12 protein-coding genes are annotated in these 17,610 nt (G+C 66.6%); 7 read left to right on the forward strand and 5 right to left on the reverse strand.

Annotated elements, in window-relative coordinates; all coding sequences use genetic code 11:
- Window positions 1-32 precede the first annotated feature (32 nt).
- Both L5014_RS27240 and L5014_RS27245 read right to left on the reverse strand, forming a co-directional pair.
- Entirely contained in the window at window positions 33-185 is a 153-nt protein-coding gene (locus tag L5014_RS27240; protein WP_238466908.1) for a hypothetical protein, read from the reverse strand.
- Window positions 186-357: 172 nt separating this feature from the next.
- The gene (locus tag L5014_RS27245) at window positions 358-1,299 is read right to left on the reverse strand and encodes a LysR family transcriptional regulator (protein ID WP_238466909.1); all 942 of its coding nucleotides are present in this window, start codon (window positions 1,297-1,299) and stop codon (window positions 358-360) included.
- A gap of 155 nt (window positions 1,300-1,454) precedes the next feature.
- On the opposite strand from L5014_RS27245, the gene L5014_RS27250 reads away from it, so the two are divergent.
- From L5014_RS27250 to L5014_RS27275, 6 genes are all read left to right on the forward strand, one after another.
- Window positions 1,455-3,131 carry an efflux transporter outer membrane subunit gene (locus L5014_RS27250; protein ID WP_238466910.1) on the forward strand — a complete coding sequence of 559 codons (1,677 nt, stop codon included), beginning with the start codon at window positions 1,455-1,457 and terminating at the stop codon, window positions 3,129-3,131.
- 11 nt (window positions 3,132-3,142) lie between these two features.
- The gene (locus tag L5014_RS27255; protein WP_238466911.1) at window positions 3,143-5,476 is read left to right on the forward strand and encodes an FUSC family protein; all 2,334 of its coding nucleotides are present in this window, start codon (window positions 3,143-3,145) and stop codon (window positions 5,474-5,476) included.
- Window positions 5,466-5,666, forward strand: coding sequence for a DUF1656 domain-containing protein (locus tag L5014_RS27260; protein ID WP_238466912.1), 201 nt, complete (start codon window positions 5,466-5,468; stop codon window positions 5,664-5,666). The genes L5014_RS27255 and L5014_RS27260 overlap by 11 nt, the downstream gene beginning before the upstream one ends.
- A 46-nt stretch (window positions 5,667-5,712) precedes the next feature.
- Window positions 5,713-6,576: an efflux RND transporter periplasmic adaptor subunit gene (locus tag L5014_RS27265; protein WP_238466913.1), complete on the forward strand. Its 864-nt coding sequence runs from the start codon at window positions 5,713-5,715 to the stop codon at window positions 6,574-6,576.
- A gap of 260 nt (window positions 6,577-6,836) precedes the next feature.
- The gene (locus tag L5014_RS27270) at window positions 6,837-7,418 is read left to right on the forward strand and encodes a HyaD/HybD family hydrogenase maturation endopeptidase (RefSeq protein ID WP_238466914.1); all 582 of its coding nucleotides are present in this window, start codon (window positions 6,837-6,839) and stop codon (window positions 7,416-7,418) included.
- A gap of 145 nt (window positions 7,419-7,563) precedes the next feature.
- Window positions 7,564-9,468: a propionate--CoA ligase gene (locus tag L5014_RS27275; protein ID WP_238466915.1), complete on the forward strand. Its 1,905-nt coding sequence runs from the start codon at window positions 7,564-7,566 to the stop codon at window positions 9,466-9,468.
- 102 nt (window positions 9,469-9,570) lie between these two features.
- Here L5014_RS27275 and L5014_RS27280 read toward each other — a convergent pair whose 3' ends face one another.
- The 3 genes from L5014_RS27280 to L5014_RS27290 form a co-directional block, all read right to left on the reverse strand.
- Window positions 9,571-10,941 carry an MFS transporter gene (locus L5014_RS27280; protein WP_238466916.1) on the reverse strand — a complete coding sequence of 457 codons (1,371 nt, stop codon included), beginning with the start codon at window positions 10,939-10,941 and terminating at the stop codon, window positions 9,571-9,573.
- Window positions 10,942-11,198: 257 nt separating this feature from the next.
- The gene (locus L5014_RS27285; RefSeq protein ID WP_238466917.1) at window positions 11,199-12,029 is read right to left on the reverse strand and encodes a 5'-methylthioadenosine/adenosylhomocysteine nucleosidase; all 831 of its coding nucleotides are present in this window, start codon (window positions 12,027-12,029) and stop codon (window positions 11,199-11,201) included.
- Window positions 12,030-12,152: 123 nt separating this feature from the next.
- Complete coding sequence (locus L5014_RS27290) at window positions 12,153-14,534, reverse strand: UvrD-helicase domain-containing protein (protein ID WP_238466918.1); 2,382 nt, start codon at window positions 14,532-14,534, stop codon at window positions 12,153-12,155.
- Between the two features lie 195 nt (window positions 14,535-14,729).
- On the opposite strand from L5014_RS27290, the gene L5014_RS27295 reads away from it, so the two are divergent.
- Window positions 14,730-17,597, forward strand: a complete 2,868-nt coding sequence (locus L5014_RS27295) for a valine--tRNA ligase (RefSeq protein ID WP_238466919.1) — start codon at window positions 14,730-14,732, stop codon at window positions 17,595-17,597.
- Window positions 17,598-17,610 lie beyond the last annotated feature (13 nt).

The raw sequence follows: 17,610 nt of genomic DNA on the forward strand, positions 1-17,610 counted from the left end.
CATGGCGGGGAAGGCCGCGCCCGCAGAGACGATCAGCGCAGGCCGCGCGTGCGGTCGTCCGGGCGCTGCACGCGCAGCCTGACGGGTTGAAGCTGGGCGCGGCGCATACGCAGCAAGTCGCGCGACGCGGCGATGCCGATCATGCCCATCATCACGGCGATGGCGATCATCAGATGCGTATTCATGGAAAACCTCGGGTTCTGGCGGATTGACGTTTCAGTTTCGCTACCTTATCAAGCCGCCGCGCTGGCGTGCGTAAGGAAGTGTTGCGATAACCCAAAGCTGTAACAGGCTGTCACCGCACGCCGTCGGATCCCCTGCTTCCAGGCTCCCCATCTCAGGCCAACTCGGGTCACCTCAGGTCCGCGCGAACTGCCGCAGCTCGGCCTGATCTTCCGCCATCGTCGCAGGCAGGTTCTCGCGCAGCAGCTCAACCCACGTGCGGATCTTCGCGTCGAGATACTGGCGCGATGGATACATCGCGTAGATATTCATCTCCTGCGACTTGTACTCGGGCAGGATCCATACGAGCTCGCCGCTGCGCAGCCCGCCGATGGCCGAATAGATCGGCAGCAAGCCGATACCCATACCTTCGCGCACCGCCACCGCATTGGCCTCGGCGACATTGACCTGGAACGTGGCCGGGCCAAGGTCGATCGTTTCGTCACGGCCGTCGGGACCCGTGAACTGCCACTGCGCCGCCGGAAACACCGGCGTCACCATCTGCAGGCAGCGATGATTCGCCAGGTCGCGCGGCGTCTGCGGCACGCCGTGGCGCTCCAGGTATGCCGGCGACGCGCAGGCAATGCTGAACGCGCTCGTCAGACGCTGCGAGACGAAGCCCGAATCCGGCAGATCGGTGGCCAGCACGAGCGCGACGTCGTAGCCCTCGTCGAGGATATCCGGCATGCGCTGCGCGAGCGTGAGGTCCACGTGCACGTCCGGATAGCGCTGCTGATACTGCCCCACCGCCGGCACCACATAGTGCTGGCCGAAGCTCGTCATGGCGTGAACCTTGAGCTTGCCCGAGGGGCGCGCATGCGCGTCGCCGGCTTCGGCTTCCGCCTGGTCAACGTAGGCCAGGATCTGCTCGCACCGCTGGAGGTAGCGCTCGCCGGCCTCGGTGAGCGCGATGCGGCGCGTCGTGCGATTCAGGAGCCGCGTGCGCAGATGCGCCTCCAGATCGGAGACCGCGCGCGACGCGTAAGCCGTCGTCGTATTCAGGTACTGGGCGGCGCCGGTGAAGCTGCCGGCTTCCACCACCCGCACGAATACACGCATGTTCTGAAGCGTATCCATAACAATCCTCTAGCTGACGGACGAATTGTTACACATTCCGTAAGGGCGATTGTCTCAGTTCCCGTAAGAATGCCTTGCATCCTTACCGGTTATTCGCCAATCAAGCAAAAAATATAATGCGGTACGTCAATCTACGCATGGAAAAGGAGTAAATCGTGCAGTCTCCGGTACCGAAAGGACTAGCCGCACTCACGGTTCTTACGTTCTCGTTGATAATCGCGGGCTGCGCCAGTACCGGGGGAATCGCACCGCAAGCGAAGCACACGGACGCATCCGAACTGGACGTCGGCTCGGCCATCCGCGCCGCCAACGCCGACGCTCAATGGCCCGCCAGCGACTGGTGGCGCGCTTACAACGACCCGCAACTGAACGCCTGGATTGAAGCCTCGATCGCGGGCAATCCGTCGCTCGCGGCCGCCCAGGCACGCGTGCGTGAAGCGCGCTCGATGGCTGGCGTAGCGCAAGCCGGCCTCCTGCCGCAGGTCAACGGCAGCATGTCCATCCAGCGCCAGCAGTGGGCCGACAACGTCTATTACGGTCCGGGCCCGCTCGCCGGCGCAAACACGTGGAACAACACGGCCACGCTCGGCCTCTCGTACCACCTCGACCTCTGGGGCCAGGACAAGAACAACGCCGAGCGCGCGCTCGACATGGCGCACGCCACGGCCGCCGACGCGCGCGCCGCGCAACTCGAGCTCGAAGTGAACGTGACGCGCGCGTACATCGATCTCTCGATGAACTACGCGCTGCTCGACATCGCCAAGCAGACGCTCGCCGAGCAGCAGAAGATTCTCGCGCTCGCGCAAAAGCGCCTCGCGGGCGGCATCGGCACGCAGCTCGAAGTGAGCCAGGCCGAAACGCCGCTGCCCGAATACGAACGCCAGATCGACGCACTCGAAGAATCCATCGCGCTCGGCAAGAACCAACTCGCCGCGCTCGCGGGCAAAGGCCCCGGCGCGGGCGAGTCGATCGCGCGCCCGGCGCTCTCGCTCGCCGCGCCGGCGGGCCTGCCCTCGGCGCTGCCGGCCGAGTTGATCGGCTATCGCCCCGACGTGGTCGCGGCGCGCTGGACCGTCGCCGCGCAGGCGCGCGGCATCGACGTCGCGAAGGCCGAGTTCTATCCGAACATCAACCTGCTCGTCTCGATGGGCGGCTATGCGGCGGCCGGCCCGCTGTTCCAGTTCCTCAAGTCGATGAGCGGCAGCTACGCGGGCGGCCCCGCGCTCTCGCTGCCGATCTTCGATGGCGGGCGTCTGCGCGCGCAGCTCGGCGCGCAATCGGCGGCCTACGACATCGCCGTCGAGCGGTACAACCAGACGCTCGTAACCTCGCTCAAGGAAATCGCCGACCAGATCGTGCGCATGCGCTCGCTCGCGACGCAAGAGGACGACGCCCATCGCTCGGTCGCGGCCGCGCAGCGCAACTACGATCTCTCGGAGGCCGGCTTTCGCCGCGGGCTCACCGACTACGTCAATGTGCTGATCGCGCAGACGCAGTTGCTGCGCGCGCAGGAAGGCGTCGCGCACATCCAGGCCGCGCGCCTGGCCGCTCATGCGACGCTGGTGGCGGCGCTGGGCGGCGGGATGATCGACCCGGCGAGCGGGGCAACGGCGGCAGGACCGACGCAAGCCGAGCAATTGCCCGCGCACGGCAAGAAGACGCGCGACGTCCCGCTCATGCCGGCAGCGCTGCTCGCGCCGAAGCTGCCTGACATGGGTGCGGTGGATGCAGGCAATAAGGTCGATGCGGCAGATGCTGCGGGCGCGGACCGCGCAGGCAACGCAGGCTCCTCCGCAGGCGCCAAAGCAAACGCAAGCGCCTCCGTGCACTGAAGCCCGCGACCATGCAAGCGTCCTCTCCCACTTCCACGCAACCGGGCGGCCCGCGCCTCTTCCACGCGTTCGCCGACTGGGCGCGCACCGACGGCCTCGTCTGGCTCTATCTCTTCAAGGCGATTGCCGCGGCGCTGCTCGCGCTCGGCATCGCGATGAAGCTCGATCTACCCTCGCCGCGCACCGCCATGACCACGGTGTTCATCGTGATGCAGCCGCAAAGCGGCCCCGTGTTCGCGAAAAGCTTCTACCGGATCTGCGGCACGCTGGTCGGCCTCGTGGTCATGCTCGCGCTGATCGGCCTGTTCGCCCAGCAACCCGAGCTCTTCATCGCCAGCACGGCGCTGTGGGTGGGCATCTGCACGGCAGGCGCCGCGCGCAACCGCAATTTCCGTTCGTATGGTTTCGTGCTCGCGGGCTATACGGCGGCGCTGATCGGTATTCCGGCCTCGCAGCATCCCGACGGCGCATTCATGTCGGCGATGACGCGCGTGGCCGAAATCTCGATCGGCATCCTCGCGTCGGGCTTCGTGAGCGCCGTGGTGTTCCCGCAGTACACGGGCGAACTGCTGCGCTCCACGGTGCGCCGCCGCTTCTCGTCGTTCGTCGATTATGTGTCGGCGTCGCTGGGCGGGCGCGTCGAGCGCTCGCAGATCGAAGCGACCAACGCGCGTTTCGTGGCCGACATCGTCGGCTTCGAGGCGAGCCGCAGCACGGCCGTGTTCGACTCGCCCGACGCACGCATGCGCGCGGGGCGCCTCGCGCGCCTGAACACGGAGTTCATGGCCGTCTCGACGCGCTTTCACGCGCTGCATCAGTTGATGAACCGCCTGCGCAACGGCGGCTCGACCGTCACCGTCGACGCGCTCGAGCCGTACTTCCGCGAGATCGCGCCGCTCTTCGACAAGTCCGGCGAGCCGGTGCTCACCGCGGCCGACGCAGTGCACGTCTCGAAGCAGCTCGAGGACTATCGCGCGACGCTGCCCAGGCGCGTGCGCGAAACGCGCATGCAGCTCGAAGCCGATCTGGACCAGCAAGGCAAGAGCGCGGAGACGCGCGCCGCGCGCCTGCTCGACTTCGACACGGCCACTGAGCTCTTCTACCGCTTCGTGCACGAAATGAACGAGTACACGGCGACCTACGCCTCGCTCGCCGTCGACACGCACTCGCGCGAAAAATGGATCGCGCGCTACGAGCCGAAGACCAATCTGGTCGCGGCCGGCGTGGCGGGCCTGCGCGCGGCCATCGTCATGGGTCTGCTCGCGACTTTCTGGATCGCCAGCGCGTGGCCGAGCGGCGCGACTCTCGTGCTCACCGCCGCGGCCACCTGTGCGCTGGCCTCCGCCTCGCCCCAGCCCGCGCGCATGTCGAGCCAGATGGCGGGCGGCACGATGCTCGCGTCCGTGGTCGGCATGTTCCTCACGTTCGGCGTGTTTCCGCATATCGACGGCTTTCCGATGCTGTGCGTCGCGCTCACGCCCGCGCTCGCATTCGGCGTATTCCTCACGACCCGCCCCGCGTATATGGGCTACGGCATGGGCTACTGCATCTTCCTGTGCTTCCTCGCAGGCCCGGACAACGTCGTGCAGTACAACCCGGCCGGCTATATGAACGACGCGCTGGCGCTCGTCATGTCGATGGTCGTCACCGCCCTCACGTTCGCCGTGCTCCTGCCGCCGTCCGCGCCGTGGCTGCGCAAGCGTCTGCTCGCCAATCTGCGCGGCCAGGCCGTGCACGCGTGCCGCGCGCGCTGGATCGGCACAAGCGGGCTCACGGGCCTGCGCAACCGCTTCGAAAGCGGCGCGCGCGACCTGATGTTCCAGTTGCATGCGCTCGCGGGCAGCGACGAGGCGCTCCGCCAGGACACGCTGCGCTGGATGTTCGCGACGCTCGAGATCGGCAATGCCGCGATCGATCTGCGCGAGGAGCTGGCCGCGGTATCTGCGCGACCTGCGGCGCAAGCCGGAACACAAACCGCCACGCAAGCCGCCGCGCCCGTGCGTACCACGGACGCACTCCGGGCCGGCACCGCATGGCGCGACGCCACCGATGCCACGCTCAAGGCCGTGAGCGCGCTGTTCGCGCGCCCCGACGCGAATCGCTACACCACCGCGCTCGCCGCGACCCGTGCGGCCATCGCGGCCTGCCAGGGCGTGCTCGAACGGATCGTCCAGGAAGACGCGCCGCGCGAAACGCGCCATCGGCTGCAGCGCATCCTGAGCCATCTGCATTTCATCCGTACCGCGCTCATCGATCCGCAATCGCCGTTCGCGGCGGACCCAGGCGCGACCCCATCGGCGGACAACCATCCCGACAACCCGCAAGGAGCAAACCATGCCGCGTGACGTTGCGTTTCTCGACGCCTACATTCCGGCGATCGTCCTGCTCTTCATCGTGGGCGCGGCGCTCACCTGGGTGCTCGATTCCGTACTGGCCCGAACCGGCCTCTACCGGATCGTGTGGCACCCCTCCCTCTTTCGCGTGAGCCTGCTCGTGGTCGTGTGCTGCGTGCTGGGGCTCGTCGTATATCGCTGAAATAGCAGAACTCGCTGAAAAACGCTGAACCGGATTCAAACGAATCATGACTATCCGAAACATCATTGGCTTTATCGCGACGGCCATCATCTTCGCCGTCGCCATTCTGGTCGGGCGCGTCCTGTGGGTGCACTACATGGACGAGCCGTGGACCCGCGACGGGCGCGTGCGCGCCGAAGTGGTGAACATCGCGCCCGACGTCTCGGGCGCCGTGGTCGAGCTGCCCGTGCGCGACAACCAGTTCGTGCACAAGGGCGACCTGCTCATGCAGATCGACCCGTCGCACTATCAGATCGCCGTGGAGCAGGCGCAAGCAGCCGTGGCCGCGCGCAAGGCCGAGCTGACCATGAAGCAGGACGACGCCCGCCGCCGCGCCGACATGGACAGCCAGGTCGTCTCGCAGGAAAGCCGCGAAAACGCCTCGCACACCGCGAATTCGGCGCAGGCGCAGTACCAGCAGGCGCTTGCCGCGCTCGACGCCGCGAAGCTCAACCTCGATCGCACACGCGTGATCTCGCCCGTGGACGGCTATATCACCAACCTGCAGGTGTTCCAGGGCGACTACGCGATCGCCGGCCAAGCCAAGCTCGCGGTGGTGGACAGCCATTCGTTCTGGGTCTACGGCTACTTCGAGGAAACCAAGCTGCCGCACGTGAAAGTGGGCAACAAGGCCGACATCAAGCTGATGAGCGGCGGCACGCTCGAAGGCCACGTGGAAAGCATCTCGCGCGGCATCTACGACCGCGACAATCCGCAAAGCCGCGAGCTGCTCGCCGATGTGAACCCCACCTTCAACTGGGTACGCCTCGCGCAGCGCGTGCCGGTGCGCATCCACATCGACAAGGTACCGGACGGCATGATCCTCTCCGCGGGCACGACCTGCACCGTGGTCGTGAAGCCGGGGGCCTGAAGGTTCATGAGGTTCATGAGGCCCATGAGGTTCATGTGAATGAAAAAGCGCGCACTCGGGCGCGCTTTTTCATTGGTGCGTCTGAACATTGCCTGAAGCTTCTAACCATAAACCAGGTATCGTCCGACAGCGAATCACCTGAACCTGCAAAACTTATCCCAGCGCTCGAACAGATTCCTACTACCTTGACACGCCTCAACACAAAAATGCGCGACACCTAAGAGTATTCTGAGTTTTGTGTCCTTCGCAAAGTGATGCGCGTGAGCTTTCTTTACGACCACGTTCCATTTATCTTCGCCCGCCCCCTCGCTGCGCCTACCCCAGCCGCCGCGCAAACGCCGGCGCCGCCGCGCATCGTCGTGCTGGGAATCGGCAATGTGCAATGGGGCGACGCCGGGTTCGGCATGCGTGCAATCGAGCGTCTCAAGGCCGGCTGGCAGTGCGCGTCGCACGTGGAGTTCGTGGCGGGCGGCACCCAGGGGCTCGCGCTCCTGCCGCTCGTGGAGTCGGCGCAACGCATGCTCGTCTTCAATTCGGCGGACTTCGGCTGCGCACCCGGCACGCTGTGCGTGCGCGAAGGCGACGAAGCCGTGCGGCATCTGCATACGCGTCCCGTGAGTCTGCACCAGATGGATTTCGCCGATGCGCTCGCGTGCGCGCAGCTCAAGGGCCACTATCCGCGCGAGCTGGTGCTGATCGGCGTGCAGCCGTTCGCGCACGACGATTACGGCACGGGTCTCGGCCCAACGGTGAGCGCGCAGCTCGATCCGGCGGTCGCGATCGCATGCCGCTGGCTGCGGCGCTGGCATGCGCAGCCGCGCCCGCTCGCGCAGCCCGTGTAAGCCCGTGTAATGGTGAACCCGCGTTGCCCGCGCCCATTGCGCTGCACTATTCTCGACTATTCAGAGCCGGATCCGGCCGCCACGCGGGCGCCCCACCAAAGCGCCAAGCGCCGAGCCCGCGACACCGCACGGGAGGATGGACGTCATGCGCCGTTACCGCGAGTTCCACCGCGAGTCGATTGACCGACCCGAAGACTTCTGGTGCCGCGAAGCCGCGCGCATCCATTGGCAGACGCCGTTCACCGAGGTGCTCGACCGCTCGAATCCGCCCTTCGCGCGCTGGTTCGTGGGCGGGCGCACCAACCTGTGCTTCAACGCCGTCGACCGGCACCTCGCCACCCGCGCCCAGCAAAACGCGCTCGTCTACGTGTCGACCGAGACCGGCATCGAGCGCCGCTACACCTACGCCGATCTGCACGCCGAAGTAAACCGCATGGCCGCCGTGATGCGCTCGCTGGGCGTGAAGCGCGGCGAGCGCGTGCTGATCTATCTGCCGATGATTCCCGAGGCCGTGTTCGCGGTGCTCGCCTGTGCGCGCCTGGGCGCGATTCATTCGGTCGTATTCGGCGGTTTCGCGGCGCCGAGCCTCGCCGCACGCATCGACGACGCGAAGCCCACGCTGCTCGTCTGCGCCGACGCCGGCGCGCGCGGCGGCAAGGTGATCGACTACACGCCGCTTGTCGACGAGGCCATGGCGCGCGCCGAACATGCGCCGCCGCGCGTGCTGCTGATCGACCGCCAGCTCGCGCCCGAGCGTCTGAACGCGCCGTATCTGGTCGACTACGAGCCGTTGCGCGAGCAGCATTACAACGTGCAGATTCCCTGCGAATGGCTCGAATCGAACGAGCCTTCCTACGTGCTCTACACCTCGGGCACCACCGGTAGACCGAAGGGCGTGCAGCGCGACGTGGGCGGCTACGCGGTGGCCCTTGCTGCGTCGATGGAATACATCTTCGAGGGCCGCGCCGGCGACACCATGTTCACGGCATCGGATATCGGCTGGGTCGTGGGCCATAGCTACATCATCTATGCGCCGCTGCTCGCGGGCATGACCACGGTGATGTACGAAGGCACGCCCGTGCGGCCCGACGGCGGCATCTGGTGGCGCCTCGTCGAGCAGCACCGCATCAATCTCATGTTCACCGCGCCCACCGCGATCCGCGTGCTCAAGAAGCAGGATCCGGCGCTGCTGCGCGCCGCCGATCTCTCGAGCCTGCGCACGCTGTTTCTCGCGGGCGAGCCGCTCGACGAGCCCACGGCGGTCTGGATCTCGGACGCGCTCGGCAAGCGCGTCGTCGACAACTACTGGCAGACCGAGACCGGCTGGCCGATGCTCGCGATCCAGGGAGGCGTGCAAGCGCTGCCGCAGAAGGTCGGCTCGCCGGGCGTGCCGTGCTACGGCTACGACCTCGTGCTGCGCAACGAGCATACGGGCGAACCGTGCGCGCAGGGTGAGAAAGGCGTGATCACGCTCAGCTACCCGCTGCCGCCGGGCTGCATGCAGACCGTCTGGGGCGACGACGCACGCTTCGTGAATACGTACTGGGAGAGCGTGCCGGGCCAGCAGGTGTATTCGACCTTCGACTGGGGCGTGCAGGACGAGAACGGCTACGTGACGATCCTCGGCCGCACCGACGACGTCATCAACGTGGCGGGCCACCGGCTCGGCACGCGCGAGATCGAAGAAGCGATCTCGTCGCACGCAGCGGTCGCGGAAGTGGCCGTGGTGGGCATAAACGACGCGGTAAAGGGTCAGGCCGCACTCGCGTTCGTGGTGCTGCGCGATGCGGCTGCGGCGGCGGATCCCGCAGCGGCGGACCAGCTCGCCGCCGCGCTCGCGGCTACCGTGGACCGTCAGCTCGGCGCCATCGGGCGGCCCGCGCGCGTGCACTTCGTCTCGATGCTGCCGAAGACGCGCTCGGGCAAGCTCCTGCGCCGCGCAATCGCGGCGCTCGCCGAGGGGCGCGAGCCGGGCGAGTTGCCGACCATCGAGGACGCGACGGCATTGCAGCAGATCCGCGAGGCGGTGGAGCAAGCCGGCAAGGCTTGAAGTGGCAAATGCGGTGGCAAATGCAGTGCCAAATGCGGTGGCAAGAGCGGCAGCAAATGCGCGGCAAGTGAGACGGCAAGCGACGGCGCGAGCGCGCCGTCTTCAAGAAAGCTGGGTGGCGCGTCGGGCCCGAGCCCCATCCTTCGTCATCTCCGCCTTCTCGCCGCCCTCTCCCGCCTCACCCGCCTCGACGCGCTCACGTGAGGGCAACGCCGCGACCGCCAGCGCCGCCACGAGCCCCGTCACCGCGAAAGCCACGAAATTCCACGACCAGTCCGCGCCCACACTTGCGATATAGCCGCCCATGAGCGGTCCGCACATCGCCCCGAAACGCGCGAAGGACAGCGCCCAGCCGGTGGCCGCGCCGCGCGCATGGGACGGATAGAAGTGCGTCAGATGCCCGGTGAGGATCAGCGAGGCGGAGATGCTGCCGATCCCCGCGAGCGCCACGAGTGCATAGCTCACGACGAGCGCGTTGCGGGTCATCAGCGCGGCGATCGCCAGCGCACCGATGGCATAGGCCAGCGCGACCGTCGCGCGCACGCCGAAGCGGTCGGCGACCTTGCCGAGCACCACGCCGCCGCACGCGGAAGTCAGGCTGAACACAAGCAGGAACGCGAGGCTCGAGCCGAGATCGTAGCCTTGCTTACGCATGATCATCGGCAGCCAGGTGTTCAGGCCGTACACCAGCAACATGCCGCAGAACAACGCGATCCAGAAGCACGCCGTCGCGCGCAGGCGGCGCCGCGCGAAGATCGCCGCCACGACATCGCGCAGGCTGGCGCGTTCGTGGGATGCTGCTCCCTGCGCCACGGGAAGCTCGCCCGTCACGCCGAGCCGTGCGGCCAGCGTCCGCGCCTCGCCCTGGCGTCCGCGCGCAACCAGATATTCGAGCGACTCGGGCAACGCGCGCGCCATCGGCACCAGTGCGAGCAACGGCAACGCGCCCATCGCCATCACGCCGCGCCAGCCCCAGGCGGGCAGCAGCGCCATCGCTGCGAGCGCCGCGCACAGGATGCCGAGCGAGTAGCCCGAGTACATCATCCCGTAGTTGAAACTGCGCCGCGCCGGCGGCGAATACTCGATGGTGAGCGCGGCGGCCACGGGAATCACGCCGCCGAGACCGAGGCCGCCCAGGAACCGGCACAGACCGAACCAGAACGGCGTGGGCGCGAGCGCCGCGCCCGCCATCGTGAGCGAGAACAGCGCGACGCAGGCGAGCAGCATGCGCCGCCGCCCGAGCAGGTCGCCGAGCGTGCCAATCGCCATGCCGCCGAAGAACATGCCCGCTAGCGCGTAGCTGCCGAGCGCGCCGAGCTGCATCGGCGTGAGGCTCCAGTGGCGGTCGGCGGCGAGCGCGGGCAGCACCGCGCCGAGACTGCCGACGTCGTAGCCTTCGAAAAGAACGGACAAGCCGCAGACGAGCAGGACTGCGCGCGTCGTGCGCGCGGGGATGGAGCGGGCATCGGACATGGGCGGGCACGGCGCCTTCCCGCCCGCGCATCTCCTGGTGCCTTAAAGAAGAGTCTTAAGGCGTGGGCACGGGCTTTCGGGCGCGATCGGTCAATTAAGGTTGATCGGTTCGCGCCAGATTACTTTAGATATAAATAATTTCACAGTCATTGTTAACCCGCGTCTGAGTGCTGACTGCGGGGCGGACTGCGGGCTGACTGCGGGGCTGACTGCGGCTTGACCGCAGATGGACGGCGGGTCGCCCAGACCCGCGCCGCTCAGCGCCCCGCCGGGGTGTACGACGCGAGAAAGTGCCGCAGAATGCCGGTCGAATACGTCCCGGCAATATCCGTGAGGAACGACGAGAACGAGGTGCTGGCGTGCTCGTCGGCGGTGTCGGAGATGGTGCGCACCACGGCGCACGGCAGGTCGTACTCGTAACAGACCTGGGCGATCGCGGCGCCTTCCATTTCCACGGCGAGCGCGCCGGGCAAGGCCGCGCGCAATGCGTCCACGGCTGCCGCGCTGGCCACGAATTGATCGCCGCTGATCACGAGCCCGCGATGCACGCGAGGCAGCGCGGTTTTAAAGCGCGGCAACGCGGCGCTAAAGCGCTCCGCGAGCGCAGCGCCCTCTTGCGCGACGAAGCGCTCGCACGCGGCGGCCAGCGCATCGGCCAGCGCATCGTCGGCATTAAAGCGCGAGCGCGCGAGCAGCGGAATTTCGTGGCGCGGGAACAGCGGCTCGGCGTTCATGTCGTGCTGGAGCAGCGTCTCGCCCACCACCACATCGCCCACATGCACGTCCGGCCCCACGCCGCCCGCGACGCCGGTGAAGACCACCGCTTGCACATCGAATACGTGGATCAGCGCGCTAACGGTTGCCGCAGCAGCCACCTTGCCGACGCGCGCAAGCGTCACCACGCAAGGCACGCCGTGCACCGTGCCGAGGTGATAGTCGCGCCGCCCGAGCGTGCGCGTGACCACACCCGATTCGGCCTGCATCGTGGCGATCAGGTCGCCGAGTTCCTGGGGAAGCGCGGCGAGCACGCCAAGCGGACGTGCCGCGGGTTGACCGGCGGCGCCGGGCTGAAGGGACGATGAGTTCATGGCTTCGATGGCCTGCCGAATTGCGTCGATGATTGACGTCGCCGATTTACATCGCTGACTTACGTCGTGGATGTAGATCGACGCGTTACGTCACTGTGTTGTTTTGGTTCGTGAGAGCGGCGCTCATTCCACCGGCTGCAGCTTCGCCACGGCCAGCGCGAGCCACTTCTCGCCGTGGCGCTTGAAGCGCACCTGCGCCTTGGCATCCGTGCCGCTGCCTTCGAGCGCCGTGATTGTGCCTTCGCCGAATTTCGTGTGGAACACGGCCTGGCCCACGCGGAAGCCCGTTTCGGCCGCGCGCTGCTCGTTGGCGAACGCGGGCGCCGGGCTCTTGTCCGCGACATAGGCATCGCGATCGCGGCTGCCGCCGCTCTTGTTGCCGCCACCGCCGCCGCCCGGACGCGCAAACCAGTCGCGGCCCCAGCCGGCGTTATCCGAGCGCCCGCCCCAGCGCGAGCCCGCCTCCACCTTCGGCGTGAGCCACTTGAGCGATTCCTGCGGCAACTCGTCGAAGAAGCGCGAGCGCACGTTGTAGCGCGTCTGGCCGTGCAGCAGGCGGCTCTGCGCGAACGAGATATAGAGCCGCTCCTTCGCGCGCGTGATCGCCACGTACATCAGGCGGCGCTCCTCTTCGAGGCCGTCGGCCTCCATCGCGCTGTTCTCGTGCGGGAACAAGCCCTCTTCGAGCCCGGTGATGAATACCGCCGTGAATTCGAGGCCCTTCGCCGCGTGCACGGTCATCAGTTGCACGGCGTCCTGGCCCGCCTGCGCCTGGTTGTCGCCGGCTTCGAGCGACGCGTGCGAAAGAAAACCCGCAAGCGGCGTCATGACATCGGGGTTCTGCGCGGGATCCGTGATCGCGGGCGCATCGAGCACTTCGATCTCGCCGTCCTGCGAGACGATCTCGGGCAGCGCGCTCGCGCCCGGGCGCAGCGGAATCGAGCGCGCCGGCGTGTCCATGCCGTAGCCTTCCTCGCTCACGAACGCGGTGGCCGCGGTCACGAGTTCCTGCAAGTTCTCCAGCCGGTCCTGGCCTTCGCGCTCGCCTTGATAGAACTCCGCGAGACCGCTCATGCGCACCGTGTACTCGACGGTTTCGGGCAGGCTCATCTGCGCGGTTTCGGCGCGCATCTTCGCGACGAGATTCGCGAACGAGCCGAGGCTCGTGCCGGCCTTGCCCGTGACGTACGGAATCGCCGCCGCCATCGAGCAGTTGTAGAGGCGTGCGGCATCCGCGAGCTGCTCGATCGAGCGCGCGCCAATGCCGCGCGTCGGGAAGTTCACGACGCGCGCGAACGCGGTGTCGTCGTTCGGGTTGTCGATCAGGCGCAGATACGCGAGCGCATGCTTCACTTCCTGGCGCTCGAAGAAGCGCAATCCGCCATACACCTTGTACGGCACGCCCGCGTTCACGAGCGTGTGCTCGATCGTGCGCGACTGCGCATTGCTGCGGTAAAGAATCGCGATCTCGTTGCGCGCGAGCCCCTGGTTGATAAGCGCGCGGATTTCCTCGACGATCCAGCCCGCCTCCTGCGAGTCGGTGGCCGCCTCGTAGACGCGCACCGGCTCGCCATGGCCCGCGTCGGTGCGCAGGTTCTTGCCGAGACGCCGCGAGTTATGCGCGATCAGATAGTTCGCCGCATCGAGAATGTGACCATGCGAGCGATAGTTCTGCTCGAGCTTGATCATGTGCTTCACGCGGAATTCGTTCTCGAAGTCGCGCATATTGCCGACGTTCGCGCCACGGAACGCGTAGATCGACTGGTCGTCGTCGCCCACGGCGAAGATCGCGTTGCCCGGCCCCGCGAGCAGCTTGAGCCACGCGTACTGGAGCTTGTTGGTGTCCTGGAACTCGTCGACGAGGATGTCGCGAAAGCGCGCCTGGTAGTGCGCGCGCAGCGGCGGGTTGTATGCGAGCAGCTCATAGCAGCGCAGCAGCAGCTCGGCGAAATCGACCACGCCTTCGCGCTGGCACTGCTGGTCGTAGGCTTCGTAGAGCTCGACGAATTTGCGGTTGAAGTTGTCGGTGACGTCGACGTCCTTCGGCCGCAGGCCCTGCTCCTTCGCGTTGTTGATGAAGTACTGGACGTTCTTCGGCGGGTACTTTTCGTCGTCGATGTTCAGGCCCTTCATCAGACGCTTGATGGCCGAAAGCTGGTCGGCCGTGTCGAGAATCTGGAAGGTCTGCGGCAGGCCGGCGTCGCGGTAATGCGCGCGCAGCATGCGGTTGCACAGGCCGTGGAAGGTGCCGATCCACATGCCGCGCGTGTCGATGGGCAAAAGCGCCTGCAGGCGCCCCATCATTTCGCGCGCGGCCTTGTTCGTGAAGGTCACGCCGAGGATGGTGGCCGGCGACGCGAGGCCCTGCTGGATGAGCCACGCAATGCGCGTGATGAGCACGCGCGTCTTGCCGCTGCCGGCCCCGGCCAGGATGAGCGCCGGTTCGTTCGGCAACGTGACGGCGGCGTGTTGTTCGGGGTTCAGGTTCGCGAGCAATTCGGGCATGAAATGAAGGGCGCAAAGAAGGCCGCAAAGAAAGCCGCAAGCAAGGGCACTATCAAGGGCACCCCGGCGGCGGGCTTTGAAGTAGACCATCATTATAAAGGCCATGCCGGCCCCGGACCGGCCCGCGGCCCGTGCTGACGGCGCTTCCCCTTATAATCGAAGGTTTTCAGCATCTTTTTTCGGCAGATTCCACCCATGAGCGACAGCACGCTAGCGAAAAGCTTCGAGCCGCAGACGATCGAAGCCCACTGGGGCCCCGAATGGGAGCGCCGCGGCTATGCCGCCGCGACCCTCACGCCCGGCCGCGCCAACTTCTCGATCCAGTTGCCGCCGCCGAACGTCACCGGCACGCTGCACATGGGCCACGCGTTCAACCAGACGATCATGGACGGCCTGACGCGCTATCACCGCATGCTCGGGGAGAACACGCTGTGGGTGCCGGGCACCGACCACGCAGGCATCGCCACGCAGATCGTGGTCGAGCGCCAGCTCGACGCGCAGAAGACCTCGCGCCACGACCTCGGCCGCGAGAAGTTCGTCGAGCGCGTGTGGGAATGGAAGCAGAAGTCGGGCTCGACCATCACGAGCCAGGTGCGGCGCCTGGGCGCCTCGATCGACTGGTCGCGCGAATACTTCACGATGGACGACAAGATGTCGGCCGCCGTGCGCGACGTGTTCGTGCGCCTCTATGAACAAGGGCTGATCTACCGCGGCAAGCGCCTCGTGAACTGGGACCCGGTGCTGCTCACCGCTGTCTCCGACCTCGAAGTGGCCAGCGAAGAGGAAAACGGCAACCTGTGGCACCTGAGCTACCCGCTCGCGGACGGCTCGGGCCACCTCACGGTCGCCACCACGCGCCCGGAAACGATGCTCGGCGACACGGCCGTGATGGTCCACCCGGAGGACGAGCGCTACGCGCATCTGATCGGCAAGATGGTCAAGCTGCCGCTCGCGGACCGCGAGATCCCCATCATTGCCGACGAATACGTGGACCGCGAATTCGGCACGGGCGTCGTGAAAGTCACGCCCGCGCACGACTTCAACGACTATCAGGTGGGCCTGCGCCACGGCCTGCCGATGATCGAGATCCTCACGCTCGACGCGAAGATCAACGAGAACGCGCCCGAAAAATACCGCGGCCTCGACCGCTTCGAAGCCCGCAAGCAGGTGGTGGCCGACTTCGAGGCGCTGGGCCTGCTCGAATCGGTGAAGCCGCACAAGCTCATGGTGCCGCGCGGCGACCGCACGGGCGTCGTGATCGAGCCGATGCTCACCGACCAGTGGTTCGTGGCGATGAGCAAGCCGGCCCCCGAAGGCACGTTCAATCCGGGCAAGTCGATCACCGAAGTCGCGCTCGAAGTGGTGCGCAACGGCCAGATCAAGCTCGTGCCGGAAAACTGGACGACCACGTACAACCAGTGGCTCGAAAACATTCAGGACTGGTGCATTTCGCGCCAGCTCTGGTGGGGCCATCAGATTCCGGCCTGGTACGGCGAGAACGGCGAGATCTTCGTTGCGAAGAGCGAGGAAGAGGCGCATGCGCAAGCCGACGCCAAGGGTTACAAGGGCGCACTCAAGCGCGACGAGGACGTGCTCGACACGTGGTTCTCGTCGGCGCTCGTGCCGTTCTCGTCGCTCGGCTGGCCGGCCGAAACGCCTGAACTGAAGGCCTTCCTGCCCTCCTCCGTGCTGGTCACGGGCTTCGACATCATCTTCTTCTGGGTCGCGCGCATGGTCATGATGACCACGCACTTCACCGGCAAGGTGCCCTTCGACACGGTCTACGTGCACGGCCTCGTGCGCGATGCCGAAGGCCAGAAGATGTCCAAGAGCAAGGGCAATACGCTCGACCCGATCGACATCGTCGACGGCATCGAGCTCGAGGCGCTGGTCGCCAAGCGCACCACGGGCCTCATGAATCCCAAGCAGGCCGCAACCATCGAAAAGAAGACGCGCAAGGAATTCCCGAACGGCATCCCCGCCTTCGGCACCGACGCGCTGCGCTTCACGATGGCCTCGATGGCCACGCTCGGGCGCAACGTGAACTTCGACCTCGCGCGCTGCGAGGGCTATCGCAACTTCTGCAACAAGCTCTGGAACGCCACGCGTTTCGTGCTGATGAACTGCGAAGGCCACGACTGCGGCTTCTCCAAGCCGGGCGCCTGCCAGCCGGGCGATTGCGGCCCGGGCGGCTACACCGACTTCTCCCAAGCCGACCGCTGGATCGTCTCGCTGCTCCAGCGCGTGGAAGCCGAAGTCGCGAAGGGCTTCGCCGACTATCGCTTCGACAACGTGGCCAACGCCATATATAAGTTCGTCTGGGACGAATACTGTGACTGGTACCTGGAGCTCGCGAAGGTTCAGATCCAGACCGGCACGCCCGCGCAGCAACGCGCCACGCGCCGCACGCTCCTGCGCGTGCTGGAGACGGTGCTGCGCCTCGCGCATCCGGTGATTCCGTTCATCACGGAAGCGCTGTGGCAGAAGGTGGCGCCGCTCACCGACGCGTACCCTCAGGGAGCAGCCGAGGGCGAGGCATCGATCATGATGCAGCCTTACCCCGTGGCCGCGCCGAAGAAGATCGACGAAGCCGCCGAGCAATGGGCCGCCGACCTGAAGGCCGTGATCGACGCCTGCCGCAACCTGCGTGGCGAGATGGGCCTCTCGCCGGCCACGAAGGTGCCGCTGCTGGTCACGGGCAACGCGGAGCGCCTCGCGTCGTTCGCGCCCTATGCGCAGGCGCTCGCGAAGCTCTCGGAGGTCCAGATCATCGCCGACGAAGCGACGCTCGACGCGGCCTCGGCGGGCGCGCCGGTTGCTATTGTTGGGACGGACAAGCTCGTGCTGAAGGTGGAGATCGACGTGGCAGCCGAACGCGAGCGTCTCTCAAAGGAAATTGCACGACTGACGAATGAAGTGACGAAGTGCAATGCCAAGCTGGGAAATGACAGTTTTGTTGCAAAAGCCCCGCCTGCGGTGGTTGAGCAGGAGCAAAAGAGGCTGGCAGAATTTCAGGCAACGCTGGGCAAGCTGACCGCGCAACTCGCGCGTCTGCCTGCCTGAATCGGCTTAAGGC

Source organism: Paraburkholderia tagetis, from assembly GCF_022213065.1.
GTDB classification, from domain to species: domain Bacteria; phylum Pseudomonadota; class Gammaproteobacteria; order Burkholderiales; family Burkholderiaceae; genus Paraburkholderia; species Paraburkholderia tagetis.

What these genes read in the sequence shown, in the direction of transcription:
- L5014_RS27285 (WP_238466917.1), bottom strand. Translation starts at nt 12,029, where the DNA reads ATGAACTCATCGTCCCTTCAGCCCGGCGCCGCCGGTCAACCCGCGGCA.
- L5014_RS27275 (WP_238466915.1), top strand. Translation starts at nt 7,564, where the DNA reads ATGCGCCGTTACCGCGAGTTCCACCGCGAGTCGATTGACCGACCCGAA.
- L5014_RS27245 (WP_238466909.1), bottom strand. Translation starts at nt 1,299, where the DNA reads ATGGATACGCTTCAGAACATGCGTGTATTCGTGCGGGTGGTGGAAGCC.
- L5014_RS27260 (WP_238466912.1), top strand. Translation starts at nt 5,466, where the DNA reads ATGCCGCGTGACGTTGCGTTTCTCGACGCCTACATTCCGGCGATCGTC.
- L5014_RS27265 (WP_238466913.1), top strand. Translation starts at nt 5,713, where the DNA reads ATGACTATCCGAAACATCATTGGCTTTATCGCGACGGCCATCATCTTC.
- L5014_RS27240 (WP_238466908.1), bottom strand. Translation starts at nt 185, where the DNA reads ATGAATACGCATCTGATGATCGCCATCGCCGTGATGATGGGCATGATC.
- L5014_RS27280 (WP_238466916.1), bottom strand. Translation starts at nt 10,941, where the DNA reads ATGTCCGATGCCCGCTCCATCCCCGCGCGCACGACGCGCGCAGTCCTG.
- L5014_RS27290 (WP_238466918.1), bottom strand. Translation starts at nt 14,534, where the DNA reads ATGCCCGAATTGCTCGCGAACCTGAACCCCGAACAACACGCCGCCGTC.
- L5014_RS27295 (WP_238466919.1), top strand. Translation starts at nt 14,730, where the DNA reads ATGAGCGACAGCACGCTAGCGAAAAGCTTCGAGCCGCAGACGATCGAA.
- L5014_RS27255 (WP_238466911.1), top strand. Translation starts at nt 3,143, where the DNA reads ATGCAAGCGTCCTCTCCCACTTCCACGCAACCGGGCGGCCCGCGCCTC.